Source organism: Nocardia sp. NPDC058705 (assembly GCF_042749305.1).
Classification (GTDB): Bacteria; Actinomycetota; Actinomycetes; order Mycobacteriales; family Mycobacteriaceae; genus Nocardia.
Map to the genome: position 1 here is coordinate 62,476 of NZ_JBHYRN010000005.1, position 24,379 is coordinate 86,854.

The window sequence follows — 24,379 nt, forward strand, 5'->3', positions numbered from 1 at the left end:
GGCTCTCTCCGAACTGTCGCACCACGGTATCAAGCCGACAATCACCTGATCACAGCCACCGCGCGCGAGGGGCTGATAACCCGACTCGAACGAGATCGGGTCGGGATATCAGCCGTGAACGAGGTGGCGGTAAGTGTCGAGGATGTGGCGGATGGAGGACGTCACCGGCAGGTCGCCGTCGAGCGGTGCCCAGACGTAGCGGGCATGGACGGTGAGGCGGATCGGGGCGGTCGCCGCGACGTCCACCGCGAAATGCAGGCGGCGGACCGGGCGCGCGTCGGGGGACAGGTAGTCGAAGTCTCCGACGTGGTGGCGGATTCCGGTGACGATCAGCCCTGTTTCCTCGTGTACGCCTCGGCTGACCGCCGCGGCGAGCGATTCCCGCGGCATCACGGTGGTGCCGGGCAGCTTCAGGGTGGCTCTGATCGGGCCACTGTCGTGGCGTTCGAGTAGGAGTATCTGGCCGCCGCGATCGATGATGACACCCACTCTGGGCGCGGTGCCGTCGATCTCGGCCCGGCGGGACAATTCTTCCAGCTCTGACGCAGATACCATGGGTTTCACCAATTCTCAACACCGACACCGATTGCTACACAACGCGGGAACCGGCGAGTGTAGTCGGCGGCTACGGTACTTGCCGGGTCCTTCCGGCGTGGGCGAATCGGAGCAGAGTAGGTGCGGTTTTCACCTCCTGGTACGAAATGGTTTCTCGTACAGTGGAACCAAGTGTTCGTTCGGGGGAGAGGCCGGATGTGGCGACGAATTTGTCGAAGGGCAGAACAGTCCGCTGAGTGTCGGTGATGTCGTGGTCTCGGTGCAGGTCGAGGCCATCCCGCCACACCACCGCAGCCAGTGGCCGATCCGCCGCAGCGCCCGAGCACCGGTCACCGACCTACGTCGACGCCATCGGTCTCGGCCAGTGAGGTCAGGTTGTCGAAGAACCGCCGCGTCAGCCTGGCGAAAGGGCAGCGGGTCACGCTCCGCAAGGACGGTGGCGTCGCGCTCACCTTCATTCGCATGGGATTGGGCTGGGATCCGATCCGGCGTGGTGGACTGTTCGGCCGCCGGGCGATCGAGATCGACCTCGATGCCTGGGTGGCGATGTTCGCCGACCGGAATCTGGTCGACGTCTGTTACTACGGTCAGCTCGCGTCGAAGGACGGATCGATCCGCCACCAGGGCGACAACCTCACCGGCGAGGGCGACGGCGACGACGAGGTGCTCCTCGTAGACCTGACCCGCGTCCCGGCCCACGTCACGACCTTGCTGTTCGTCGTGACCTCGTATCAGGGACACACGTTCGAGAAGGTCACCAACGCGTTCTGTCGCCTCGTGGACAACACCACCGACACCGAACTGGCCCGCTACTCCCTGACCGGCGGGATGCCGTTCACCGCGATGGCCATGGCGAAAGTCTTTCGCGGCGAAGGAGACTGGCAGCTGCAAGCACTCGGCGAGGGCTTCCACGCCAAGCACCCCGGCGAGGCAGTGCCGCTGCTGGGGCGCTTCGTGCGGTGACTAGGCCGCCACGACCTCGGCGGCTCCGTCGAGTTGGGCGTAGCGGCCCCCGTGGTCGATCAGCGTGGGGTGGTCGCCGAGCTCGATGACCCGGCCGTGGTCGAGTACCGCGATCTGGTCGGCGGTGCGGATGGTGCTGAGCCGGTGGGCGATCGTGATGACCGTGCGACCCTGGGCTACGACGTCGATGGCGGCCTGGACCGCGCGCTCGGTTTCGTTGTCGAGGGCGCTCGTTGCCTCGTCGAGCACCAGCACGCGTGGGTCGCGTAAGAGGGTGCGGGCCAGGGCGATTCGTTGTTTCTCGCCGCCGGAGAAGCGGTGGCCGCGGGAGCCGACCACGGTGTCGTAACCCTGGGGGAGCGAGGCGATCAGGTCGTGGATCTGGGCGGCGCGGGCGGCGCGCTCGATCTCGGCGTCGGTGGCACTCGGGGCTGCGTAGCGGAGGTTTTTGCGGATGGTGGTGTGCAGCAGGTACGACTCCTGCGACACCACGCCGACGATGCGAGCGAGGGTACCTAGCTCCAGGTCGCGGACGTCGACGCCGTCGATGCTCACCCGGCCGCCGGTCGCGTCGTGCAGTCGCGCCACGAGGGAGGCGAGAGTGGTCTTGCCCGAACCGGTTTCGCCGACGAGGGCGAGCGTCGAGCCCGGGGGCACGACCAGCGTCACATCGTCGAGCACGTCGGGACCGTTCGCGTCGTAGCGGAAGCTGACATTGTCGAAACGGACTTCGCCCACGACATCACGCGGGTCGACGTCGACCGGCTCGGTGGGCTCGTCGATCTCGACCGGAAGGTCGAGGTAGCCGAAGATGCGGCTGAACAATGCCATCGAACTGGTGACTTCGACACCGACATTGAGCAGGGCCATCAGCGGCCGGAACAGCCCGGCCTGCAGGGTGGTGAAGGCGACCAGGGTGCCGATCGTCATGCCGCTGCTGGTCGCGGGCAAGCCGGCCGCGAGGTAGATCACCGCGGGAATGGCCGCGAAGACGATGCTCATGGTGGCCATCCGCCAGCGGCCTGCCAGCTGGGCGCGCACCTCGAGATCGACCAGGTCGTGCGAGGTCTTCTCGAAGGTGGCGCAGGCGTGGGGGCCGGTGCCGAGCGTTTTGCCCAGCTGCACGCCGCTCACCGACAGGCCCTCTTCCACTTGACCGTGCAGGTCGGCGAGATGACGTTGGCGCTGGGCGGTGATCGTGCGGCGAAGCAGCGCCACCCGGCGGGTCAGCCAGATCGCAGGCGGCAGTACTACCAGCGACAGCAGCGACAACCGCCACGACAGCACCGCCATCGCGACGGCCGTGCCGACCACAGTGGTGACGTTGCTCGCGATGGAGGTGGCCGTGCTGGTGACCACGGACTGCATACCGCCGACATCGTTGATCAGGCGCGACTGGACCTCACCGCCGCGCGTGCGGGTGAAGAACGCCAGCGACTGCCGCTGCAGGTGGCGGAACACATCGGCGCGCAGGACGTGCATGACCTGTTGGCCGACCGTGGTGGAGATGAGGGTCTGGCCGACGCCGAGTACCGCGGTCAGCACGGTGACGGCGAGCATGCCGCCCACGGCCCAGAGCAGGAGCGAAACGTTCTGATGGGGCAGCGCGTCGTCGATCACCAGGCGTAGCAGGAACGGTGAGGCGAGACCGATCGTCGAACCCGCCACGATCAAGACAGTCAGCAGGGTGAGCTGAAGTCGGTACGGCGCGAAGAGCGCGGCGATCCGACGCAGGGACACGGGCGATTCGCGCAATTGATCGCGGTCGGCCGGGTCGGAGCGGCGAGTACGCCCTGAGTCTTTGTCTTTCATGCAACCCCCTTGGGTTGTGCAGTTATGCTGAGGTTACCTCACTATCCGGTTGGGTAAACGAATCGAGAGGCGAGTTTATGCCCGACAACGAGAGCGACCTCCTGATGCAGGTGGCCAGGACGCTCCGTAAGCGCTGGTCAGCGGCCTACGCGCCGATCGGGCTTACCCCGCACCAGGCTCGCGCCCTGCGGGTGACGGGCGAGCACGACGGCCTCCGACTGTCGGCCATCGCTGACACGTTGCGGATCAGCCCCCGGTCGGCCACGGAGGTGGTGGACGCACTCGAAAAGGCCGAGCTGGTCACGCGCAAGCCCGACCCGACAGACCGCCGCGCCACCCTGGTATCGGTGACCGCGCGGGGCGAACGAACCCTCGACACCCTGACCGCCGCCCGCACGAAGGATGCCGACGACTTCTTCAGCCGACTCAGCGACCACGAGCGGGCCGCCCTGCGGGACATCCTCGGCAAGCTCGTTCCGTGAATGGAACCGGTTTCCAGCTCATCGAGTGTCGCTGCGGCCGGCATACCTCTTGGCGACTTGGACGACGGCGAACAGCATGGCGACCAGCAAGAGTGTGCTGAGCAGCGGGACGAGATCGAGGGGCAAGGTGTAGGCCATGACGAGGCGGGTACCGGCGTCGATCAGGAAGGCGCAGCCCCAGGCGAGCGTCAGCAACCGCATCGCCCGGCGGAAGGTCGGATCGTCGCGCCAACTGTCCTCCCAGGAGCGGGCGGTCGCCTCGGGCATGAGCGACAGTGTCGCGCTCAGGACGAACGGTCGGGCGGCCAACAATGTGCCGATCATCCACAGCCCGGCCAACCCGGTCAGGTAGCTCTCCCGGGCAACCAGCAGTCTGGGGTCGCCGGTGAACAGCCCCACCGCGGTGCCGCAGAGCAGGATGCTGAGGGTGAACAGAGTTCGAGTCTCGACGCGGCGCTCGGCGACGAGTCGATAGACAAGCAGGACAAGGGGAATCGCGCCGCTGAGGACCAGCGCGAGCCACTGGTCCACGCCCGCCGCACGCAGCGCGTAGAACATGGCCAGCGGGAGGGCGGTGTCGGCGAAAAGCATTATGAGAGTGGCAGTTCGACCGTGCCGGTCGGTTTCGGCCGCTGTCATCGCGCGTTGTCGTTTCTGGTGGCCAGCTCCACCATGGTCACCAATTCGGCGGTGTAGGAGTCGATATCGAAGTCGGGATCCGACGCGATAGCCGCGCCCGCCGCATCGACTGCGGCTCGGATGACGATCGCCATCGGCCTGGTCGCGAAGGCGCGGAACTCGCCGCTGTCCTGCCCGGAACGCAGAATCGACTCGAGGTGTCGAACAAGGTCGTCGGCGCCGTCGTACCGGGGCCGATCGTCGGCGCCACGACAGTTCATCAAGATGTCGGCCACCACCCGCACATCGGTCGGATATTCCTTGATGAACGCCAGGTTCGCTTCGAGGTAACCACGCAGGGCCGCAGCGACATTCGACGCCTCCTCGACCCGAGCCCCGATCGCAGCGCCCGCCCGGGTATAGAGCTCGAGCACGACCTGCTCGGTGAGCTCGTCCTTGCCGGCGAAGTGATACGAGATCATCCCGGGACTGCTCAACCCCGCCCGCTTCGCGATCTTGACGAACGAGGTATGGGCATACCCCAGTTCGGCGATCGTCTCGATCGCCGCGGCAACGATCTGTGCCCGCCGACCTACCTCGGTGAACGTCCGATCCTGCGGGTTTGTTTGCATGAACAAATTCTAGTTCGAGTAAACAGATCTGGCTAGGGCTTGGGGAACGTCAGGACGAGCTTGCCGATCGCGTCACCGAATCGGAAGGTTCGTCGGCAATCTGGCACAACGACTCCCACGGCGTGCGAATCCACCGATCTCTTACCAGCTACGACCACTGATCCCAGGAACCAATCATCTAGGCGCGGGGTCGAACGTGACAGGGCACCTCGCCCACCGGGTGCAGAACCACGTCGGCGGTCACCTCGATGTCCCCGGGTGGGGTGGTGAATTCGAAGTCGCGAACCAAGGTGGCCAGCGTCAGTGCGGCTTCGAGCATCGCGAAGCGTTGCCCGATACAGCCGCGCGGACCGTGCCCGAACGGGAACCAGGCGAACCTGTGCAGCTGCCTGTCCTGGTCCGGGTCGAACCGGTCGGGGTCGAAGCGGTACGGCTCGGGCCACAGGTCGGCACGGTGGTGAATGATCCACGGCGCCACCGTGACTCCCGCACCGGCAGGGATGTGGAAGCCGCAGATGTCACTGTCCTGCACGGTCTGCCGGGGGAGGTAGGGGGCCGACGGGTAGAGCCGGGTGGCCTCTTTGAGCACCATCGTGGTGTAGGTCAGCGCGTGGATGTCGGCGGCCGTCGGCGAGGGGCCGGTCAGGATCCGATCGGCTTCCTCGCGGACCTTGGCTTGGATGTGTGGGGCGGCGCCGAGCAGGTGCAGCGCGAAGGTGAGTGCGGTCGCGGTGGTGTCGTGTCCGGCGAACAGGAAGATCTTCACCTGGTCGCGAATCTCGTTGTCGGACAGGGTATCATCGCCGTCACGGGCCGAAACCAAGCGGCCGATCAGGTCTGAGCCGGGAACCTCCGCGGCGCGGCGATGCGCGATGATCTCGTCGCACACGGCATTGATGGCGTGCTGCGCACGGGTGATGCGACGGTTCGCCGGCGACGGCCAGTTCAACGGCAGGGCCACCGGCGAGAGGCCGCGCGACCTGACCGCACGTCCAAGAACGGGAAAGGTGGACCGCACGATCGGCACCATCCGCGTCGAATCCTCACCGAATAGCACGCGCGCCACGATGGCCAGCGTGAGCCGGGTCATTTCCGCGCCGATATCGATCACCGCCTCGGGCCGGGCCCGCCACGTCGTCACCGTGCGATCGACCTCGCCGACCATCGAGTCGGCGTATCCGTCCACGCTGTGCGCGGTGAACAGGGGCTGGATGAACCGCCGCTGCCGCTGCCAGGTGTCGTCCTGGCTGGTGACCAGCCCGTTTCCGAACATGTCCCGCATCGGCCGATAGAACCTGCCCTCCTTGCGATAATTCCGGTTGGTGGGTGCGTTCAGTATCTGCGCGGCGCCGTCGGGGTCGCCGATGATGAAGTACTCGCGGCGCATTCCAGGCGGCCCGAATTCGTACCGGGCGACATCGCCGCACTCGTCGAAACCACGCAGTCCCGCGCCGAGCGGATCACGAAGGAACTCCCGGGTGGTACCGAGCAACCAGGTGCCGGAGACCGTCGCCGGTTCGGTCCGATGCGTCGCAGTGGTGGTCATCGGAAGTCCTCCTTCTCGCGTTCTTTCCATCCTCCGCCGCACGGACCTCGCCAGCGCGAGTATTCGACTACTTCAGCCCCGCGCAGGAGTAGCGCACCACTCGCGTCATCGGCGCGATCGGCACGCATGCTGGGAATATGGGCGACTACCAGCAGCGTCGGGCGGCGATGGACCGCCTACCGGTGCCTTACGCGCTTGCGCTGCGGTTGCGCGACGAGGGCGTCGACGACGCGACGATCGCCGCGCGGGTGGGTATCGAACCCGAAGCGTGGAGGAACTTTTTGGCAATCGCGGTCGCCAAACTGGCCGCTGCGGAATGTCTCGAACAGGACCTGTAAGGCAAGGGGCGGCGGCGTACAATTCGATGATGATCAGCGCGTGGCCGCTGGTGGGTCGGGACGAAGAACTGCGAACGACCGAAGCCGCGGTCGGCGAGAATGCCGGACTCGTGCTCGCAGGTGCTGCGGGCGTGGGCAAAACCCGTTTGGCACGCGATGCCCTCTCGGGTTTGACCGGTGCCAGGGTGCACTGGGCCCTGGCCACTTCTTCCGCGCGCGGTCTGCCCTTGGGCGCTTTCTCGGATCTGTGTCAGCATCTCGGGTCGGACCCGATGCAGCTCGTGCACGAGGTCATTCACGCACTGACCGCCCCCGATCAGCCGGTCGTTGTCGCCGTCGACGACGCCCATCTGCTCGACGAACTCTCGGCATTGCTGGTCCACCAGCTCGTGGTGCGGCGGCTGGCGACCGTGCTGCTGACGGTGCGCACCGGGATGCCCGCCCCGGATGCGATCACCGCGCTGTGGAAGGACCAGGCGTTGCCGCTGCTGGAATTGCAGCCGCTCGGTTACGGGGAAATGCAGGCCCTGCTCGAAGCTGTGCTCGCCGGTGCTGTCGAGTCCGACAGTGCGCGGCGGATCTGGTCGTTCACGCAGGGCAACGCGCTGTACACGCGCGAACTGGTCGACAGCGAGCTCACCGCGAACCGGCTCTATCACAGTGCAGGACTGTGGATCTGGCACGGGCAGCCGACGGTGTCGCGCACACTGCGCGAGCTGATCGACACGCGGATCGGGGCGTTGTCGACCGAGGTGGCGGATGTCCTCGACCTCGTCGCCCTCGGCGAGCCCCTCGACGCGACGGTACTGTGCCGGTTGGCGGGTCCGAGCGCGATCGAAGCGGCCGAAGTGCAGGGGCTGATCACCGTCACCGACGATGTACCACCGCGAATCAGGTTGGCGCACCCGCTTTTCGGTGAAGTCCGCAGATCCGAGGGCAGCACGCTTCGGCTTCGCAGGTTACGAGGCCTGCTCGTCACCGAACTGCGTAGGTCGGGCGGTCGCTCTTCTGCGCAGGGGGTCGTCGCGAGGGCAGATCTGACTCTCGAATCCGACCTGACGCCCGATCCGGAGTTGTTCACCGCCGCGGCCGACGCCGCGCTCGGGATGCTCGACCCGGCGCTGGCCGTGCGGTTCGCCCAGGCCGCGTGGGAGACCGGCGGTCGCGTCGACCACCAGATTCTGTATGCGAAGCTGCTGATGCTCGTGTCCCGAGGCCGTTGCGCGGAAACGGAATTCGCGCGCCTGGCGGATTCCGATCTCTCGACGGGGGACCGTGTCGAAGTGGCCGGTCTGCGCGCGGCCAACCTCGTCTGGATGCTCGGCCGACCCCGTGACGCGAGCGCCGTACTGGACGCGGCCGCCGCCGGACAGGCCGCCACGGTGACTGCCATCCGGGCCTCGGTGGACTCCGTACTCGGCCGACCTCACGCTGCGATCGAGGCCGCACGCACTGCGTTGCAGTCAACGCAGGTACCCGAATTCCACACGATGATGGCGTTGGGCGCGCAAGTGCTGTCCTTCGGGGCGATCGGCCGGATCACCGACGCAGGCAACGCCGCTCGCCGTGGATTCGAGCTGGCGTCACGCTCGGGCGAGACAGCGCATTTCCGATTCTGGCTCGGTGCACTCCACGCCCGGGCACTGCGACTGGCGGGACTGCTCACCGACACCGAGGCAGGCGCGCAGCGATTGCGCTCCGAAGCGCTCGACGCTCCCGGGCTGGCCCGCGTGCAGTCGGTGCTGCTGCTCGGGCACGCCGACCTGGGACTCGGCCACCTCGACACCGCGATCAGATCCCTGCGGGAAGCCCTCGCCGGCGCCACCGCCCACGAGACCACCGACGGTCTGCGCGCGGCATGCCTGATCTGGCTCGCCGAAGCCCTCGCCATCACCGGCGACAGCGCCGCAGCCACAGCGGCGCTCACCGAATGCGACTCGATCCGCTATCCGGACTTCGCCTTCACCGATACCGCCGTATCCATCGCGCGGGCGTGGACCGCAGCCGCGGAAGGCGCTGTCAGTCAAGCACTCTCGCTGCTCAACATTGCGAAATCCGTGGCGCGCGATCGAGGACAGCTGGCCAACGAAGTAATGTGCCATCAGGTGGCCGCCCAACTGGGCGACTGCTCGGGGGCCGCTCGTCTCGCCGAACTGACCGAACTCGTGGAAGGACCTCGCGTTCACGCCGCGGCCGCACACGCCGCCGCTGTCGCGAAGACCGACGGCCAGGCGTTGGAGTTGGCGTCGCAATCCTATGAAGCGATGGGCGACACGATCGCCGCCGCCGACGCCGCGGCACAAGCATCGATGGCATACGCCCACCAACAGCGGCGCGGTGCCGTCCTGACCGCCCTTGCCACTGCCACCCGACTGGCCGCACAATCCCGAACCGCCCTCACTCCCGCCCTACGCGAAGCGTCCTGCCCTGAACCGCTGACCGGCCGACAACGCGAAGTCGTGGCATTGGCCGCCCAAGGCTTGTCGAATCGCCAGATCGCACAACGCCTCACGGTGTCCGTACGCACCGTCGAGGGACACCTCTACCGTGCATCTCAACGCACCGGGGCCGTCAGCCGCGACGAACTAGGTCAAATCCTCCACGGCCGCCATTCGTAATTCCTCCGCCGTTCGAACCGCTCGAATTCGCGTAGCGCAGGGGCGGCCACGAAGGAAATGGGGTATCGGCATACCTGCGCTGTAGCAGCGCCGCGGGCACAGGATCGGTATGCGAGGCGTCCGCAGTGGCGTACCGAGATCAGCACAGGAAGGACCGAACAAATGTTCACCACATATCGACAGCGAGTAATCGGATTCGGCGTCAGCACGATCGGGGCCGTCGCCGCGACAGTGGCACTGGCCGCACCCCACGCGTCCGCGGCGGCACTGAGCGTCGCAGTCGAACCGGGATCCAGCTTCGGCTTGACCACGAGTTTCGGAACGGGCTGCAACTACAAGGTCACGGCGGCGGTGAGCACGCCAGGTGGCGCCGTCTATTTCATGGACAACGGCAGCGTCTTCACCGGCTTCAACCCGAATCAGGTGGAGGCGAACGCGGGTATCGCCGAGACCGTGTGGACCCCGGCAACACCAGGCGTCCACGTCATCAGTGCCTACCACGGAGTCTTCCCCAACGGTACCGAGGTAGCCGCCCCGCCGATCACGGTCGGAACCGGCATCAACACAGGATCCGGTTGCGCAGTGCTGCCCTGACCCGAAACCAGCGGCCCGGAACTCCGGCAAACTCCGGAAACGCGAACAATTACAACCCTTGCCCACCGCGAACACGACGGTCTCGTCGACCGCTGCGCCGCAGACAACATCGCGTTCGCGCTGGCCTGGCTGCTGTTTCGGTCGCCCACCATCGCACTGATCCCCGGCACTTTCTCGGTCGGGGATCTGCGCGACAACGTGGCAGCGGCGTCCCTCGCGCCGCCGCCGAAGGCTGTTGCCGAACTCGACAGCATCGGTGCCGCCGCAGCCTGACGGAGGTCCGGAAACGGCCGCGGAGAGCCGGAATGCTAGGAGCCGGTGCCGAACTGGGGGATGGGCTCCGGTATTGCGATATCCGCAGGCAGTGCGGGAGCGGCGCACCGCTGCGCTTCGCGCGAATGACCTGGGCAGCCCATCGTGAGGTCGCGGCGTTCTCGGTCTCGGACATCTGCCCCCGCCGACACGTGAGGTAGGGCGAAGGTCTCGACGTGGTCAATGACGTAGAGAAGGCAGGGTTCCCGAGCGGGGCCACCCGTATGCCCATCGTGATCGCGGACTGCGGTCAGCTCTGACCATGTGCGTGAGCTGACCGCTTCGACTGGGCGGACAACACCGCCTTCGAGTGCCTGAATCTTGACCAAGGACTCTCGAGGTGTCCCTGTGACCTGCCTATTCGGCGGGCTTCCAGTCCGGGTGGCCCGGCATCGGCGGGAGGTTCGGGCCGCTGAGCCACTCGTCGAAGAACGAGCCGAGGTCGCGTCCGGCGACTTCGGAGGCGACCTTCACGTAGTCGGCGGTGGAGGCCGACTTCTGCAGGAATCGGTCGAGGAAGGTCTGCTCGATGCGGTGAAAAGTGTCCTCGCCCACTGTGTTTCGCAGTGCGTAGAGGGTGACGGCGCCGGGAGCGTCGGTATCGGAGAGCACGCCACCCGCGGTGCTCAGGCGGGTCGGCGGGCCGTCGTCGGGCCGGGCCGCCGCGGCGCTCTGGTAGAGGGCGAGCATGCGTTGCTCGAAGTCGAGGAAGCCGCGGTCGGCGGCGTACCGGTTCTGGTAGTACATGGCGTGGCCTTCGCTGAGCCACATGTCGTCCCACGACCACAGGGCGACGGCGTCGCCGAAGTATTGGTGCACCAGTTCGTGCATCATGGTCGGCGCCTCGACATCCTCGGGACCGGCCAGTGCCGTGGCGCCGAAGGTGGACAGGGTCGCGGTCTCGAGTGCCGAGTCCCGGTAGGAGCTGTCCACGCCGAGCACGCCGTACTGCTCGAACGGGAACGGTCGTCCGAGCGTGGTTTCGAGCCAGGCCAACTGCTCGGCGGTGCGGGCGACAACCGGCCGCAGGGCATCGGTCTGCGCGGTGGGGACGTAGCTGCGCAGCGGCAGTCCGCTGTTCGCGGTGGCATCGATCTCGGTGAGCCGACCCACGGCGACCTGGACCACATGCGTCGGAATCGGCTGCGCGGTGCGGTAGACGACGGTGGTGCGGCCGTTGTCGGTGGTGCTCGACTGCCTCGTGCCGTTCGCGACGGCCTGCACATCGGCGGGCGTACTCACCCGGAAGCTGACGATCGCCTTGTCGCGCGGGTGATCGTTGGACGGGAAGAACACGTGCGCCCGATCGGGCTGGCCGAGCAGCGCGAAGCCGTCCGGCGCGGCGACCCACGGGGTGTTCTCGGCCAGAATGGCCTGGGCCTCCGGTGGTAGATCGGGCGGCAGGTTCAGCGCGGGGGAGAGCGGGTTCGCACTGCGATCGGCGACGAAGGTGATATCGACAGTGAACGAATCCCCTTCGGGCACTGAGCTTTTCGGCGTGATGATCAGCTTCTCGCGTTCGGTGCGAAACTGTGCGTCCGTGCCGTCGACGCGGACCGATTCGAGGCGCTGGCCTGCCGAGTCGAGGCTGAATTCGGAGAGATCCTGGGTGGCGCGCGCGGTCATGCGCACCGTGGAATCCATCGTCGGCGACTCGGGTCGGTAGTCGTAGCTCACCTCGTAGAGTTCGGTGTCGTAGCCGCCGTTGCCCAGTTCGGGGAACAGCCGGTCGCCCAGTGTTTGCGCACCGGGTGTGCCGGAAGCGTCGTTACCGCAGGCGGTGGCGAGCACGGCGGTGGTGACGGCGGCGGCCGTCAGGGCGAGGCACCGAAGGGCGAGGTGGTTCATGGAAACCACCTTGCCGCAGCGGGCTGTCACGGATCGTACCTGCCGCCCGGCGCGTTGCCCCGGCGTCGAGCGGTGTACTCCTACCCGGCCGCGATTCTGGTCGAATTGACCGGTGGTCAGGCCAGTCCGTTGCTGCCGATGGTGAACCAGCTTCAGCCGGTCTTCTGCGGCTGAGCAGGACGTAGGCCACGGGTGCCGCGGCGGTCAGTGTGACGAGCGTCCACGCCAACGGTCGGGCATCGTGGGGTCCCGCGATGCCGACCAGCGGCGCGACCAGGCCGCCGATGACGAAATGAGTCAGACCCAGCAGGGCGGAGGCGCTGCCCGCTACTTCCGCTGACCCGGTCGACAGCGCGAGGGACACGCTGTTGGGCATGGACAGCCCGATCGCGGACACGATCAGGAAGAACCCGATCAGCAGGGTCACCAGGCCCAGGCCGGCGAAGATCGCCGCGGCCGCGATGACACCACCGGCGAGGGAAACGCCGAGGCCCGTCGCCAGCAGAGTGCGCGGGGAGTAGCGCGTCAGGCGGGCGGAGATCTGTCCGGCGAGAATGATCCCGAGGCCGTTGGCGGCGAAAACCAGGCTGAACGCGACCGGGGCCAGGCCGTGGATGTCCTGCAGGACGAAGGGGGAGCCCGCGATGTAGGCGAACATCGCGGCGAACGAAAGTCCCCCTGCCAGTGCGTAACCCGCGAAATTCGGGGTGCGGGCCACGTGGAGCAGGGTGCGCAGCATCGGGGTGCCGGTGCGCGCCGGGTTGGTTTCGGGCAGGCGCAGCACCGCCACGATCAGCACCACACCCACCGCCGTGACAACGGCGAACAGGCCTCGCCAGGATGTCACCTGCAGCAGCAGGCCGCCGACGAGCGGTGACAGGATCGGCGCGAGCCCACTGACCTGCATCAACGTGTTGAAGAACCGGGCGGCCGCAGCGCCTTCGTAGAGATCACGCACGATCGCCCTGGCGATCACGATCGCCGTCCCACCCGCGATGCCTTGCGAAAGCCTCGCGCCGACAAGGAATTCCGCGGTGGGTGCGACCACGCAGAGCACCGAGGTGACGGCGTAGGCGATGACGCCGATCAGCAGTGGGCGGCGCCGACCGTAGCGGTCGCTCAACGGCCCCGCGATCGCCTGTCCGAGTGCGAGTCCGACCAAACATGCCGTGAGGGTCAGCTGGATCGTTGACGCTGCGGCATCGAGCTCACGGCTCAGGTCGGGCAGCGCGGGCAGATAGAGGTCGATCGAGAGCGGCCCGAGGGCTGTCAACGACGCCAGCAGCAGCACCAGACCCGACGTGGTCCGCTTGGTGGTGGTCAATAGTGCTCCTCGAGACGAGAACGCCCCTCCCTATCGAAGGGAGAGGCGTCGAATTCGGCAGTCGCTCAGACAGTTTCGAGTGTCCGTGCCTGCGGTGCGGAGGTTTCGGTGATGCGCTTGCCAAGGGTGATGAAGAAGAACACCAGGCCCACGGTCAGGATGATGTGGCCTCCTCCCGCGAAATGGGCTGCCAATTCGGGGGTTTCGTGGCCGAGGACTGTTCGGGTACCGCGGATTGTCATCACTGTGACGGTCAAGGCCAGGCCCGCGTTGTAGGTCCAGAAGAACGGGTTGAACAGCTTGCCCGCCGACAGCGCGAACATCTTCTCCAAGGCAAGGACGATCAGGAAGAACAGCATGCCCAGAGCCAGCAGATGAGTGTGCACGAGTCCCAGTTGGGACTCGCCCTGGAAGTCGTTGAGCTTGGTGATCTCGCGGTAGTACAGGCCGCTGATCAGACCGACGATCATGTAGGTGTGCGCCGCGTAGTAGAGCTTTTTCATCATGGTCCTTCAGTAAGAAACGGTGAAACGCTGACCCACGAAGGAGGCGTTCTGTAGTGCGTCGACGATGGCGCTCGCGTAATCGCCTACGCTGATGCGGCTTTCGCCATCGGCATCGGTGATCGGGGTGTCGCGGGCCTCGGTGCGGTAGGTGCCGGTCGCCTCACCGGGCACCAGGTGCACCGGCGGCGGGCTGGCGTAGGACCAGCGGACCGACGTATCGGACGCACGCAGAATTTCCAGTGCTTCGCCCTGGTCGCGGGCAGTTTCGAGGTACTGCGGCGGGAAGTTCGGCGAGTCGACGAAACGTTGCCCTGGCGCGTATTCGAGGCTTCCGCCACCGCCGAGGAACACCAGGCGGTCGACGCCCGCGAGGGGCAGTGCCTCGAGCAGGCTCGCCACGCCGCGGGGGACCAGTCGATCCTCACCCTTGATAGCGGCGACGACGGCATCATGGCCTACGACAGCGTTTTTGACCGAGGCGGGGTCGGTGACGTCCATCGTTGACCGGTCGAGGGCGGTGACCCGCAAGCCGCGGGCGGTGGCCTCGCGGACGACCGCACTGCCGAGGTTGCCACGGGCGCCGATGACAGCGATTTTCATGGGCTCCTGATTCAGGTCGTCGATGAAATCGCTGATGAGCGGGGCGATTTCGGGAAGGATCTCCTCGAGTGCGAAGTGGCCCGTGTCGAAGATGTGGATGCCTGCCTCGGGAAGATCACGTAGGTAGGCATGCGCGCCTGCCTCGGGGAAGAAGGCGTCGTTGCGGCCCCACAGGATCAAAGTGGGTGGCTGGTGGTCGCGGAACCACTGCTGCCAGACCGGGTAGAGGGCGAGGTTGGTGTGGTAATCCAGTCCCAGCTCGACCTGGGCATCTTTGCGGCCCGGCAGGTCGAGGAAGTGCTGGTCCAGGGTCCAGCCGTCGGGCGCGATGAGCTCGGGATCGGTGGTGCCGCCCTCGTATTGGCCGCGCGTGACGGGCAGTTCGAGGATCTGGCGCACATTGTCCGCGCCGCCCGGTACCTGCGGGGTGTTTGCGGTCATGGCGCGGGCGAGGTCGGACAGACCCTCGTCATAGGCGTTGGAGTTCTGGACGATCAGCCCGGCGATCAGTTCGGGGCGACGGGTCGCCAGGCGCAAACCCACGGGACCACCGAAGTCGAAGGCGTACAACACAAATCGTGAAAGCCCCACCGCATCGACGAACCCTTCGACGATGTCGGCGAGCCGCTCGAAGCGGTACTCGAAGTCCGCGGGTGCCTCGGTGTGCCCGAACCCCGGATAGTCGGGGGCGATCAGCCGGTATCGCCCGCCCAGCGCATCCATGAGCCGCCGGAACTGATGCGAAGCCGACGGAAAGCCGTGCAGCAGAAGCAAAGTCGGTGCCCCTTGCGGTCCGGTCTCACGGTAGAACACCCGGACCCCGTCGACCTCCACGAACCGATGCCTGATGCGCGGAACGCTGACTGCCACCATAGCAAAACCGACCTCTCTGAATGTTTTTCGTAGACGAATCTATGATTGAGCGTTCGCTGGGTGCGATCAACGAGAAATCACCCAACGATCGTTAACCGGCGGGCAAGGATCACGAGGACGACAGTGGAACGAAACGAGATCGAGGCGTTCCTGACGCTGTCGGAGGAACTGCATTTCGGCCGCACCGCCGAACGACTGCGGGTGTCGACGGCACACGTCAGCAAGACGATCAAGGCGATCGAACGCCAGGTCGGGGTGCCGCTGTTCGAGCGGACCAGCCGCAAGGTCGCGCTCACCGCGGTCGGAGTCCAACTGCGTGAGGAATTGCGCCCCGCCTACGAGCAGGTGCAACGCAGCATGCGCAACGCCAAACTGGCCGGGCGCGGCATCGCGGGGACGTTGTGGGTGGGCTACTTCGGGTCCGCCGGTGGCCGGTATCTGCTCGAGGTGGGCGAGATCTTCCACGCCCGCTATCCCGAATGCGAGGTGCGGATCGCCGAGATGCAGCTCAGCGACGGGGCGAACCGGCTGCGCTCGGGTGAGGTCGAGGCACTGCTGTGCTGCTTCCCGATGTGCGAGCCCGACATGGCGATCGGGCCGCCGCTGATCTCCGAGGACAAGATGCTCGCCGTCCCGTCCGGCCACGAGTTCGCGAGCAGGAAGACACTGTCCCTGGAAGACCTCGCCGAGGTCGAGATGATCCAGAACCCGCCGGAACTCCCGGCCGACTTCGACGAGTTCCACCACCCCAAACGCACCCCCTCCGGCCGTCACATCCGCCCCGGGCCAACGGCGTGCACCTTCCAGGAAATCCTCGCCCTCGTCGGGGCGGGCAAGGGCGCCTACCTCACCACCACCCAGGCGCCGCTGTTCTACCTGCGCCCCGATGTCACCTTCGTCCCCGTCACCGACGCCCCACCCCTGCAATTCGGCCTCGGCTGGATGGCCGCGAGCCTGACCCGACGGGTCGAGGCGCTGGTGCAGGTGGCGGTCGACGCCGGGAATTGAGACTTCACGATCGGGGACGGCATCGCCGCAGCGTGGCGCCTATAGTATGAGACATACAATAACGGCGGACTGGGTGAGAGGGTGATGGGCGATGGCGGCGCGAGCAACTACCCGGCAGAAGATGCTGCTCGGCGGGGTCGAGTTGCTGCGGGAGCGCGGGGCGGCGGGTGTGACCATTGATGCGATCCTGGCCCGGACCGCGACACCGCGCGGGTCGGTGTACCACCACTTTCCCGGCGGTCGCGGGCAGATCCTCAGTGAGTCGCTCGATCTGGCCGGTGACGCGATCGCGGCCATCATCGATGAGTCGCTCAAAGACGGGCCGGTGGCGGGGCTGGAACGATTCGCCGCGTTCTGGAGGCAGATTCTGCAGGCCAGCGACTTCGAAGCGGGGTGTCCGGTGATCGCGGTGGCGGTCGGCGGGGCGCCCGACGACGAGCTTTCGCACAAGGTGGCGGCGATCGTCGAGCGGTGGCAGGCCAGCTTGCGCGCCTGCCTGGTCGCGGCCGGGCTCTCGCCGCAGCGCGCCGTCCCGCTGGCGACCATGGCGATGGCCTCGATCGAGGGCGCGGTCATTCTGTGCCGGACCACGCGCACGATCACCCCGCTCGATGACGTGATCGGCGAGCTCACCGGGATGCTCGCGATGGTTATTCCGCGTCGATAGCCGACTCGATCGCGAGCAATTGGCGCAAGGTCGCGAGTTGCTGGTCGTAGTCGCCGTCGAGTTTGGCCAGCAGGCTGGTGATTCCGGTGGTTCGGTACCGGTGCAGGCGGTCGGCGATCATGGCCGGGGTGCCGATCAGGTTGGTGAGTTGGCCCAGTTCGTGGGGGACCGCTTGTCGTGCGGCGTCGCGGTCGCCGGACTGCCAGAGCGCGGCGACTTCGGTGACGGCGGTGCCGAATCCGAGGCGGGTGAAGGCGTCGTTGTAGAAATTGCGGCCACTGCCCATCGCGCCGATGGTGAACGCGTAACCCTGTGCGTGCTGCTCGATCGCGGCGGCGGCGGTTGACTGTTCTGCGGTGATTTCGACAGCTACCGGGGCGACTAGATCTAAGTCGCTCAGTGACCGGCCCGCCCGTTCGGCGCCCTCGCGCAGTGGGTCCATGAACAGTTCGGCGGCTTCGGGTATGAAGGCGTTGGCGAGCCAACCGTCGGCGAGTTCTCCGGTCAGGCGGAGATTGTTCGGACCCATGGCCGCGTTGTAGATCGGGATGTGCGCGGGTGCGACCATCGGCCGCAGTGCGCGTCCGGGGCCGTCCGGTAGTGGCAGCGGATAGATTTCCCCGGCGTGCTCGAGTCGCTCGGCGCGACTGACGGTGCGAATGATCTCGATGGTTTCGCGGGTGGTCTGGATCGGTTGCCGGAACCGGACACCGTGCCAGCCCTCCATCACCCGTGGGCCGGAAACCCCGATGCCCAGGTCGAATCGTCCGCCCGAGAGTTCATGGATGCTCAATGCCGAGGTGGCCAGCAAAGCCGGTGTGCGGGAACCGAGTTGGACCACAAAGGTGCCAAGGCGGATCGACGAGGTTTTCGCCGCCAGATACGCGAGCGCGGTGAGCGCGTCATAACTCCAGACCTCCGGGACCCACAGTGATGACGCGCCGGCTTCCTCCGCGGCGATGGCGAAGTCGATCGCGCCGGGCAGTCGCGGTTCGATCAGAACACCGATGTGCATTCGGCCTCCTCGTTCATGAATTATGCTCTACAACATACTTCATGGAACCAAGAGTAGAGGAAGGTTCGCCGTGCGCTACCGCGACTGCCCGACGATCGAAGTGACCGAGCGAGTTTCCGGCGATCCGGCCACCGTCTGGGCCTTGGTCACCGATATCGAGCTGCCGGTCCGCTGTGCCGGCGAGCTCGCCGAGGTCGAATGGATCGGCCCGATCGACCGAGTCGAAATCGGCGCGCGATTCCGTGGGCGCAACAGCCATCCTGCGCTGGGCGCCTGGGAAACCGAATGCGAGATCGTGGAGGTCGAACCGGGTCGCCGCTGGGTATGGAACGTCTTCGGACCCGAAGGGGTCAGTGCCACCTGGGGTTTCGAGGTCGAACCGGCACGGGAGGGAACGCTGGTGCGCCAGTGGGCCAAGCTCGGCCCCGGTCCGTCCGGATTGTCGTCGGCGATCGCGGCGAAGCCGGACATGGAGGGCCGCATCGTGTCCCGCCGCCTGGCCGAGTGGGCCGATGGCATGCGCGCCAACCTGGCGTGGGTAGGTACCCACAGCGAGGCCGGGGCAGCGGACTAGACCCGGCCTGTCGGGCTGGATCTCGTTCCGCTCCACCGTCGTCCCGGTGACCGTTGCCCGCTGGTTAACGACCATTGGGCGATTGATCGTTGATCGCACCCGCCGAACACTCAATCATTGATCCGTCTACGAACATTCAGATACGTCGGTTCGGTACATACCGGCTTTGCTTCTGCCGCACGACTTTCCGTGAACGCCAGTCCTGTCCTCCGCGAGACCAGCGATGGCAAGGAGCTGGCCGCGCGGCCTGCCTGACGTCTGTACGCCACGAAATAGTCCTTCGCAATTTATGAGAGCTCGAAACGGATGACGATGACGACGAACGATCTACGCAGTGCCCTCAAAGGGCGCGTGCTCCTGGCCGATGACGACGGCTTCGAACAGGCGGCCACCGCCTGGAATGTGACCGCCGGACAGCCGGTGGCGGCTGTGGCGGAGGCCCGCGGATGCCGATGACGTGGCGGCGCTCGTGCGTTATGCCCGGCGGACAGGCATGACGGTGACCGCGCAGCCGAGCGGACATGGCGCCTCGGGTGATGTGGACGGCGTGATCCTGTTGCGTACCGGCGCGCTGAACGAGGTGGAGGTACGCCCGGAGGATCGCGTGGTTCGGGTGGGGCGGCGTGAAATGGGGGTAGGTGCTGGCGGCGACTGGTCCGCTGGGTCTGACCGGCCTGTCCGGCAGCGCGCCAGGAGTCAGCGTGACCGGCTACACCCTGGGCGGTGGGATCGGCTGGTTCAGCCGCAAGGACGGCCTCGCCTCCGACAGCGTGCGTGCCATCGACATCGTGGACGCCGGAGGCGAGCCGCGTCGGGTCACCCCCGAGTCCGATCCTGAGCTGTTCTGGGCCCTGCGCGGCGGTGATGGGGACTTCGCGGTGGTGACTGCCCTCGAACTGGACCTGTTCCCCGCGCCAGTCCTGTACGGCGGGCGTGTGATCTGGCCGGAGCCCCGGACCAGGGAGGTCTACGACGCGTTCCTGGAGATCACCGCTGAGGCGCCTCGTGAACTCAGTGTCTGGATCAACCGGCTCCAGCCACCCGGTACATCGCCGATGGTGACGCTGGATCTGGCCTATCTGGGTGAGGCGGCCCAGGCGGAGGACCTGCTGGCGCGCATCGACAAGATCGGGGGTGCGATCGTGGACAGTCGCGGCGTCATCCCGGTTGCCGACGGGTGACATCGCCGCCGAGCCCACCGATCCGGTCCCATCCATCGCTCGGTCGGAGCTGCTCACCGGCCTGGACTCGGATGCGGTGGAGCGACTACTGGCCAAGCCGGTCGAGCCACTCATCAACGTCCAGATCAGGCACCTGGGTGGGGCGCTCGCCGAGCCGAGCGGCGAGACCGGTGCGAGCGGCGCGGTGAAAGAGCCGTACCTGCTCGGTCTGGTGGGTCTCGGCATCGGGCGCACGGCCGATGCGACGCGAGCCAGGCAGGCCGAGGTCGTGGCCGATCTGGGGGCCTGCATCAGCGGCCGCAAGCCCTACACCGTGCTGTCGCCCGGTGACACGGCAGCGAAGGCCTTCTCCGACAGCACCCTCGCGCGACTGCGGGAGATCAAGCGGACCCGTGACCCGCACAACGTGTTCCGCGCGAACTACCCGATGCTCGGATAGTCCAGCGCCACTCATTGTCACGGCCCGCCGCCCATCGGCGCGGCGGGCCGCTCTCTGAACCCGGGCAGGTCGCCCATTCTAGAAATGCCGACCGGCGTAGCTGCAGCGTTCGCGGCCTTCGTCGTCCGCCGCCAGTGCGTTACCGAGCAGCGACCACCTGCTGGGACTCGTTGTGCTGCTTGGACTTACCCCGCAAGGTCAGCGTGTAGACCAGGGCGGCCGACGCGGTGGCGGCGAGCAGCAGGTAGCCGAGGGTGTAGTCGTGCCAGTGGCTGTAGGTCAGGCCCATCACCAGCGGCGGGAAGTAGCCGCCGAGGCCGCCTGCCGCACCGACCAGACCGGTCACCGTGCCGACCTTGCTCGGTTCGACCATCTTCGCCAGCAGCGCGAACACACCACCGGTACCGAGGCCGAGGAACAGCGCGGTCAACACCAGGCTGGCGCCTGCCGCGAGTTCGAGCGGCGGACCGAACGACAGCACGACCGCCATGGTCGCGGTGCCCGCGAAGGCGATGGCCAGCACCATGACCGGGCCGATCTTGTCCGACAGGATGCCGCCGAGCGGGCGGGCGGCGACCCCGGCCAGGGCGAAGCCTGCGGTGCGCAGGCCCGCGTCGGACTGGGCGAATGCGTAGACGTTGTGCAGCACGGTCGGCAGGTAGGTGGAGAACGCGACGAACCCGCCGAAGGCGACGGCGTAGAGGAACGCGCCCTGCCAGGTGGCCTTCATCTTCAGCGCGGCGCCGATCCGGGGGAGTGCGGGAGTGGTCGCGGGCGTCCAGCTCGGGGCGTCCTTGCTGAACAGGTACATCGCCACACCGGCCACCGCCAGCGCGATCGCGATCAGCACATGGGTGGTGCCGCGACCGAACCACTCGACCAGGCGCGGGGTGAGCAACGCAGAGAGCGCGGTGCCGCCCATACCGGCCCCGAAGATGCCGGTCGCGAAGCCACGACGGCTGGGCTCGTACCAGTTGTTCACGAACGGGACGCCGACGGCGAAGGTGGTGCCCGCGATGCCGAGGAAGAAGCCCCAGAAGATCAGTGCCCCATAGGAATCGGCCCAGCCGACCATCAGGACCGGGATGATGCTGACGAAACACAGGATCGTGAACATGCGCCGCCCGCCGTACCGGTCGGCGAGGACACCGACGGGGATCCGGCCCAGCGAACCGACCAGGACGGGGGTGGCGACGAGCATGGACTGCTGGCCCGCCGACAGCGAGAGCAGTGTGGTGTAGGAGGTCGAGAGTGGGCCGATGAGATTCCAGGCCCAGAAGGTGATGCCGAAGACGAGGGTCGCCAGGGCAAGATTGCGTGACTTCACTTGAGCTCGGTCCTTTCTTACGTGAGGAGGTGGGTGAGCAGGCCCGCGACGGCGCCGCCGAGCAGCGGCCCGCAGACGGGCACCCAGGCGTAACCCCAGTCCGCGTCCTTGCGGGCGGCGGTCACGGGAGCGCGGAACCGGTCGGGGATCGAGACCGGCGAACCGGCGGTGACGAGCGTGCGTGGCGAGACCCGGCTGGTGGGCAGCAGGGCGTAGGCCAGGCGCGGGGCCAGGTCGCGGGCGGGGTTGATCGCGTACCCGGTGGGTCCGCCGAGGGATGCGCCGATGCCGACGACGACCAGTGCCGCGGCGAGCGGGCCGAGACCGCTGGGCGTGTGACCGAAGGACAGGATCACCAGGACCAGCGCGAACGTGGCGATCGCCTCGGTGACGAAGTTCCAGCGGTGCGAGCGGATGGCGGGGCCGGTGGCGAAGACGGCGAGCTTGGTCGCCTCCGAGGGTTCGGCATCGAAATGCTGCTTGTAGACCGCGAACGCGGCGCACGCACCGAGGAACGCACCGGCGAACTGCCCGGTCAGATACGCCGCGGTGGTGCCGACCGTCACCGGGATGCCCGGCGCGAATTCGGTGGCGCCACTGGTGATCATGCCGAGGGTCACGGCGGGGTTGAGATGGCCGCCGGTCTTGTAGGCCGCGTACACACCGGCGAAGACGCCGAGGCCCCAGCCGAAGGTGATCAGCAGCCAGCCGCCGTCGATCCCTTTGGATTTCCGCAACGTCACATTGGCGACGACGCCGACACCGAGCAGCAGCAGGATGCCGGTGCCCAGCGCCTCGCTGACGAAAATCGAACAGAGGCTCATAGCCAGCGCGCGGTGACCAGACGGGCCGCGTTGGCCGAGGCGTCGGTGGTGGCCTCATTGGCCGCCAGTTCCGCGTGTACTCGGTCGAAGTAGGCGTTGACCTCGTCGTCGACACGGTCGTTGTCCCAGCCGAGCGGGCCCGCGACCAGTCGGCCGATGTCCTGCGCGGCGGTCAGGCCGCGGTCGGGTACTTCGATCGAGATGCGGGTGCGGCGGGTGAGCAGGTCGTCCAGGTGCAGGACGCCTTCGCTGGTGGCCGCGTAAACAACCTCGGCGGCAATGTAATTCGGTGCGCCCTCGATCGGTCGGGCCAGGCTCGGGTCGGCCGCGACGAGGTCGAACAGTTCGGTGATCAGTGAGCCGTAGCGGCCGAGCAGGTGCTCGATCACCTCGGTCGACAGCCCGGCCCGTTCCACCAGACCCTCGGGGTCCGACAGCAGGGTCGCCCGCAGTTCGTAGTAGCCCTCGGCACCGAGGATCGGCATGAACTCGGTCGCCGACGGTGCGACCGGGCGGCCGAGGCGCTGCGCGGCGGCGTCGACCACGTCCTTGGCCATCACCCGGTAGGTGGTGTACTTGCCGCCGGCGATCACGAACAGGCCAGGGGCGGGTTCGGCGACGGCGTGTTCACGCGAGAGCTTCGCGGTCTCCTTCGTCGCACCGGTCATCAGCGGGCGCAACCCGGCGTAGGTGCCGACGATGTCGGCGCGCGTCAGCGGTTCGCGCAGTAGCGAATTGACGTGGTCGAGGATGTACTGCACGTCGGCGGCGCTCGCGGTGGGGTGGTTCTTGTCGAGGGACCATTCGGTGTCGGTGGTGCCGATGATCCAGTGCTCGGCCCACGGGATCACGAACAGCACCGACTTCTCGGTGCGCATGATCAAACCGGTGTCCATGTTCAGGCGCTCGCGCGGCACCATGATGTGCACGCCCTTCGACATCTGTACGTGGAAGGGGAATTCGACGCCGGTCATCTCGATCATGTCGTCGGTCCACACGCCGGTCGCGCTGATCACGGTCTTGGCCTTGATCTGGTGCGTCACACCGGTTTCCAGGTCTTCGACCGTCGCGCCGGTGACGCGGTCGCCCTCGCGGAGCAGGCCGACGACCTTGGTGCGGGTGAGCACGGTGGCGCCCGCGTCGGCGGCGGTGCGGGCCAGCATCATGGTGTGGCGGGCGTCGTCGACCTGGGCGTCGTAGTAGCGGATCGCGCCGGTCATCGCGTCGTCGGTGAGCGCGGGCGCCAGTTCCAGTGCCTTGGTGCGGCTCAGGTGCTTGTGCATCGGCACCGAGCGGGCGCCGCCGAGGGTGTCGTAGAGGGCGATGCCGGCGCCGATGTAGGCGCGCTCCCACACACGGTGCTGTAGCGGGAACAGGAACGAGACGGGGTGCACGAGGTGCGGGGCGAGCGAATTCAGCAGCAGCCCACGCTCTTTCAGCGCTTCCCGGACCAGCGCGAAGTCCATCTGCTCCAGGTAGCGCAGGCCGCCGTGGATGAGCTTCGACGAACGGCTCGAGGTACCGGCGGCGAAATCGCGGGCCTCGACCATGGTGACGGACAGGCCGCGCGAGGCGGCGTCGAGCGCGGCGCCGGCGCCGGTCACCCCGCCGCCGATGACGAGGACATCGATCTCGGTGTCGTCGAGGTCGGCGATCGCGGCGGCGCGGTAGTCGGGGTCGAGACGGGTGGTGCGGGCATGGCTGGTCATGGGGTGCTCCTCGA

The 24,379-nt window shown here is 67.1% G+C and carries 23 protein-coding genes and 2 pseudogenes; 12 read left to right on the forward strand and 13 right to left on the reverse strand.

The genetic code is table 11. The features are described from left to right. Positions 1-108: 108 nt before the first annotated feature. A complete protein-coding gene (locus ACFW6D_RS09275; RefSeq protein ID WP_379326418.1) occupies positions 109-555 on the reverse strand; it encodes an NUDIX hydrolase in 447 nt (148 codons plus the stop codon). Between the two features lie 366 nt (positions 556-921). Between ACFW6D_RS09275 and ACFW6D_RS09280 the strand changes: the two are divergent. Next, positions 922-1,518 (forward strand): annotated as a pseudogene (locus ACFW6D_RS09280) (TerD family protein); the annotation flags it as partial. Here the strand turns inward: ACFW6D_RS09280 and ACFW6D_RS09285 are convergent. After that, a complete protein-coding gene (locus ACFW6D_RS09285) occupies positions 1,519-3,330 on the reverse strand; it encodes an ABC transporter ATP-binding protein (RefSeq protein ID WP_379326420.1) in 1,812 nt (603 codons plus the stop codon). Between the two features lie 77 nt (positions 3,331-3,407). Here ACFW6D_RS09285 and ACFW6D_RS09290 point away from each other — a divergent pair, with 77 nt between their 5' ends. Further along, positions 3,408-3,812: a MarR family winged helix-turn-helix transcriptional regulator gene (locus ACFW6D_RS09290; RefSeq protein WP_379326422.1), complete on the forward strand. Its 405-nt coding sequence runs from the start codon at positions 3,408-3,410 to the stop codon at positions 3,810-3,812. An 18-nt stretch (positions 3,813-3,830) separates the two neighbouring features. Here ACFW6D_RS09290 and ACFW6D_RS09295 read toward each other — a convergent pair whose 3' ends face one another. The 3 genes from ACFW6D_RS09295 to ACFW6D_RS09305 form a co-directional block, all read right to left on the reverse strand. Further along, the gene (locus tag ACFW6D_RS09295; protein WP_379326424.1) at positions 3,831-4,403 is read right to left on the reverse strand and encodes a VC0807 family protein; all 573 of its coding nucleotides are present in this window, start codon (positions 4,401-4,403) and stop codon (positions 3,831-3,833) included. A 44-nt stretch (positions 4,404-4,447) separates the two neighbouring features. Next, positions 4,448-5,062, reverse strand: a complete 615-nt coding sequence (locus tag ACFW6D_RS09300; RefSeq protein ID WP_379326426.1) for a TetR/AcrR family transcriptional regulator — start codon at positions 5,060-5,062, stop codon at positions 4,448-4,450. A 178-nt stretch (positions 5,063-5,240) separates the two neighbouring features. Then, the gene (locus tag ACFW6D_RS09305) at positions 5,241-6,608 is read right to left on the reverse strand and encodes a cytochrome P450 (protein WP_379326428.1); all 1,368 of its coding nucleotides are present in this window, start codon (positions 6,606-6,608) and stop codon (positions 5,241-5,243) included. A gap of 137 nt (positions 6,609-6,745) precedes the next feature. On the opposite strand from ACFW6D_RS09305, the gene ACFW6D_RS09310 reads away from it, so the two are divergent. From ACFW6D_RS09310 to ACFW6D_RS09320, 3 genes are all read left to right on the forward strand, one after another. Next, complete coding sequence (locus ACFW6D_RS09310; RefSeq protein WP_379326430.1) at positions 6,746-6,946, forward strand: hypothetical protein; 201 nt, start codon at positions 6,746-6,748, stop codon at positions 6,944-6,946. A gap of 29 nt (positions 6,947-6,975) precedes the next feature. Beyond that, positions 6,976-9,564 (forward strand): LuxR C-terminal-related transcriptional regulator, encoded by a 2,589-nt coding sequence (locus tag ACFW6D_RS09315; protein ID WP_379326432.1) that lies wholly within the window; start codon positions 6,976-6,978, stop codon positions 9,562-9,564. A gap of 162 nt (positions 9,565-9,726) precedes the next feature. After that, positions 9,727-10,158, forward strand: coding sequence for a hypothetical protein (locus ACFW6D_RS09320; RefSeq protein WP_379326434.1), 432 nt, complete (start codon positions 9,727-9,729; stop codon positions 10,156-10,158). A gap of 669 nt (positions 10,159-10,827) precedes the next feature. On the opposite strand, the gene ACFW6D_RS09325 is transcribed toward ACFW6D_RS09320, so the two are convergent. From ACFW6D_RS09325 to ACFW6D_RS09340, 4 genes are all read right to left on the reverse strand, one after another. Next, entirely contained in the window at positions 10,828-12,318 is a 1,491-nt protein-coding gene (locus tag ACFW6D_RS09325) for a M1 family metallopeptidase (protein WP_379326436.1), read from the reverse strand. Then, positions 12,239-13,642, reverse strand: a complete 1,404-nt coding sequence (locus ACFW6D_RS09330) for a multidrug effflux MFS transporter (RefSeq protein WP_379326438.1) — start codon at positions 13,640-13,642, stop codon at positions 12,239-12,241. Before ACFW6D_RS09330 ends, ACFW6D_RS09325 begins: the two co-directional genes overlap by 80 nt. 65 nt (positions 13,643-13,707) lie before the next feature. Beyond that, positions 13,708-14,148, reverse strand: a complete 441-nt coding sequence (locus ACFW6D_RS09335; protein ID WP_379326440.1) for a DUF2871 domain-containing protein — start codon at positions 14,146-14,148, stop codon at positions 13,708-13,710. A 6-nt stretch (positions 14,149-14,154) separates the two neighbouring features. After that, a complete protein-coding gene (locus ACFW6D_RS09340; protein ID WP_379326442.1) occupies positions 14,155-15,621 on the reverse strand; it encodes an alpha/beta fold hydrolase in 1,467 nt (488 codons plus the stop codon). 123 nt (positions 15,622-15,744) lie between these two features. On the opposite strand from ACFW6D_RS09340, the gene ACFW6D_RS09345 reads away from it, so the two are divergent. Together ACFW6D_RS09345 and ACFW6D_RS09350 are read left to right on the forward strand one after the other, a co-directional pair. Continuing rightward, positions 15,745-16,629 (forward strand): LysR family transcriptional regulator, encoded by an 885-nt coding sequence (locus tag ACFW6D_RS09345; protein ID WP_379326444.1) that lies wholly within the window; start codon positions 15,745-15,747, stop codon positions 16,627-16,629. Between the two features lie 91 nt (positions 16,630-16,720). Further along, positions 16,721-17,296 (forward strand): TetR/AcrR family transcriptional regulator, encoded by a 576-nt coding sequence (locus tag ACFW6D_RS09350; protein ID WP_379326446.1) that lies wholly within the window; start codon positions 16,721-16,723, stop codon positions 17,294-17,296. On the opposite strand, the gene ACFW6D_RS09355 is transcribed toward ACFW6D_RS09350, so the two are convergent. After that, positions 17,280-18,311: an LLM class flavin-dependent oxidoreductase gene (locus tag ACFW6D_RS09355; RefSeq protein ID WP_379326448.1), complete on the reverse strand. Its 1,032-nt coding sequence runs from the start codon at positions 18,309-18,311 to the stop codon at positions 17,280-17,282. The genes ACFW6D_RS09350 and ACFW6D_RS09355 overlap by 17 nt on opposite strands. Positions 18,312-18,381: 70 nt before the next feature. Here ACFW6D_RS09355 and ACFW6D_RS09360 point away from each other — a divergent pair, with 70 nt between their 5' ends. The 5 genes and pseudogenes from ACFW6D_RS09360 (at position 18,382) to ACFW6D_RS09380 (ending at position 20,505) form a co-directional block, all read left to right on the forward strand. Beyond that, complete coding sequence (locus ACFW6D_RS09360) at positions 18,382-18,885, forward strand: SRPBCC family protein (protein ID WP_379326450.1); 504 nt, start codon at positions 18,382-18,384, stop codon at positions 18,883-18,885. 312 nt (positions 18,886-19,197) lie between these two features. Further along, complete coding sequence (locus ACFW6D_RS09365) at positions 19,198-19,341, forward strand: hypothetical protein (protein ID WP_379326452.1); 144 nt, start codon at positions 19,198-19,200, stop codon at positions 19,339-19,341. Positions 19,342-19,378: 37 nt separating this feature from the next. Beyond that, positions 19,379-19,444: pseudogene (locus tag ACFW6D_RS09370) on the forward strand (hypothetical protein); the annotation flags it as partial. 79 nt (positions 19,445-19,523) lie between these two features. After that, the gene (locus ACFW6D_RS09375) at positions 19,524-20,066 is read left to right on the forward strand and encodes an FAD-binding oxidoreductase (protein ID WP_379326858.1); all 543 of its coding nucleotides are present in this window, start codon (positions 19,524-19,526) and stop codon (positions 20,064-20,066) included. Further along, on the forward strand, positions 20,053-20,505 hold the full coding sequence (locus ACFW6D_RS09380) for a BBE domain-containing protein (protein ID WP_379326846.1): 453 nt from the start codon (positions 20,053-20,055) through the stop codon (positions 20,503-20,505). Before ACFW6D_RS09375 ends, ACFW6D_RS09380 begins: the two co-directional genes overlap by 14 nt. Positions 20,506-20,644: 139 nt before the next feature. Here ACFW6D_RS09380 and ACFW6D_RS09385 read toward each other — a convergent pair whose 3' ends face one another. The 3 genes from ACFW6D_RS09385 to ACFW6D_RS09395 are packed head-to-tail and all read right to left on the reverse strand — an operon-like array spanning position 20,645 to position 24,365. Continuing rightward, positions 20,645-21,832, reverse strand: coding sequence for a nitrate/nitrite transporter (locus ACFW6D_RS09385; RefSeq protein ID WP_379326454.1), 1,188 nt, complete (start codon positions 21,830-21,832; stop codon positions 20,645-20,647). 17 nt (positions 21,833-21,849) lie between these two features. Beyond that, positions 21,850-22,656 carry an MIP/aquaporin family protein gene (locus tag ACFW6D_RS09390; protein WP_379326456.1) on the reverse strand — a complete coding sequence of 269 codons (807 nt, stop codon included), beginning with the start codon at positions 22,654-22,656 and terminating at the stop codon, positions 21,850-21,852. Beyond that, entirely contained in the window at positions 22,653-24,365 is a 1,713-nt protein-coding gene (locus ACFW6D_RS09395; RefSeq protein WP_379326458.1) for a glycerol-3-phosphate dehydrogenase/oxidase, read from the reverse strand. Before ACFW6D_RS09395 ends, ACFW6D_RS09390 begins: the two co-directional genes overlap by 4 nt. Between the last annotated feature and the right edge of the window lie 14 nt (positions 24,366-24,379).

Bases quoted from the DNA above. Each gene is read 5' to 3' on its own strand.
- ACFW6D_RS09275 (WP_379326418.1), bottom strand. From the start codon at position 555: ATGGTATCTGCGTCAGAGCTGGAAGAATTGTCCCGCCGGGCCGAGATC.
- ACFW6D_RS09285 (WP_379326420.1), bottom strand. From the start codon at position 3,330: ATGAAAGACAAAGACTCAGGGCGTACTCGCCGCTCCGACCCGGCCGAC.
- ACFW6D_RS09290 (WP_379326422.1), top strand. From the start codon at position 3,408: ATGCCCGACAACGAGAGCGACCTCCTGATGCAGGTGGCCAGGACGCTC.
- ACFW6D_RS09295 (WP_379326424.1), bottom strand. From the start codon at position 4,403: ATGCTTTTCGCCGACACCGCCCTCCCGCTGGCCATGTTCTACGCGCTG.
- ACFW6D_RS09300 (WP_379326426.1), bottom strand. From the start codon at position 5,062: ATGCAAACAAACCCGCAGGATCGGACGTTCACCGAGGTAGGTCGGCGG.
- ACFW6D_RS09305 (WP_379326428.1), bottom strand. From the start codon at position 6,608: ATGACCACCACTGCGACGCATCGGACCGAACCGGCGACGGTCTCCGGC.
- ACFW6D_RS09310 (WP_379326430.1), top strand. From the start codon at position 6,746: ATGGGCGACTACCAGCAGCGTCGGGCGGCGATGGACCGCCTACCGGTG.
- ACFW6D_RS09315 (WP_379326432.1), top strand. From the start codon at position 6,976: ATGATCAGCGCGTGGCCGCTGGTGGGTCGGGACGAAGAACTGCGAACG.
- ACFW6D_RS09320 (WP_379326434.1), top strand. From the start codon at position 9,727: ATGTTCACCACATATCGACAGCGAGTAATCGGATTCGGCGTCAGCACG.
- ACFW6D_RS09325 (WP_379326436.1), bottom strand. From the start codon at position 12,318: ATGAACCACCTCGCCCTTCGGTGCCTCGCCCTGACGGCCGCCGCCGTC.
- ACFW6D_RS09335 (WP_379326440.1), bottom strand. From the start codon at position 14,148: ATGATGAAAAAGCTCTACTACGCGGCGCACACCTACATGATCGTCGGT.
- ACFW6D_RS09340 (WP_379326442.1), bottom strand. From the start codon at position 15,621: ATGGTGGCAGTCAGCGTTCCGCGCATCAGGCATCGGTTCGTGGAGGTC.
- ACFW6D_RS09350 (WP_379326446.1), top strand. From the start codon at position 16,721: ATGGCGGCGCGAGCAACTACCCGGCAGAAGATGCTGCTCGGCGGGGTC.
- ACFW6D_RS09355 (WP_379326448.1), bottom strand. From the start codon at position 18,311: ATGCACATCGGTGTTCTGATCGAACCGCGACTGCCCGGCGCGATCGAC.
- ACFW6D_RS09365 (WP_379326452.1), top strand. From the start codon at position 19,198: ATGACGACGAACGATCTACGCAGTGCCCTCAAAGGGCGCGTGCTCCTG.
- ACFW6D_RS09390 (WP_379326456.1), bottom strand. From the start codon at position 22,656: ATGAGCCTCTGTTCGATTTTCGTCAGCGAGGCGCTGGGCACCGGCATC.
- ACFW6D_RS09395 (WP_379326458.1), bottom strand. From the start codon at position 24,365: ATGACCAGCCATGCCCGCACCACCCGTCTCGACCCCGACTACCGCGCC.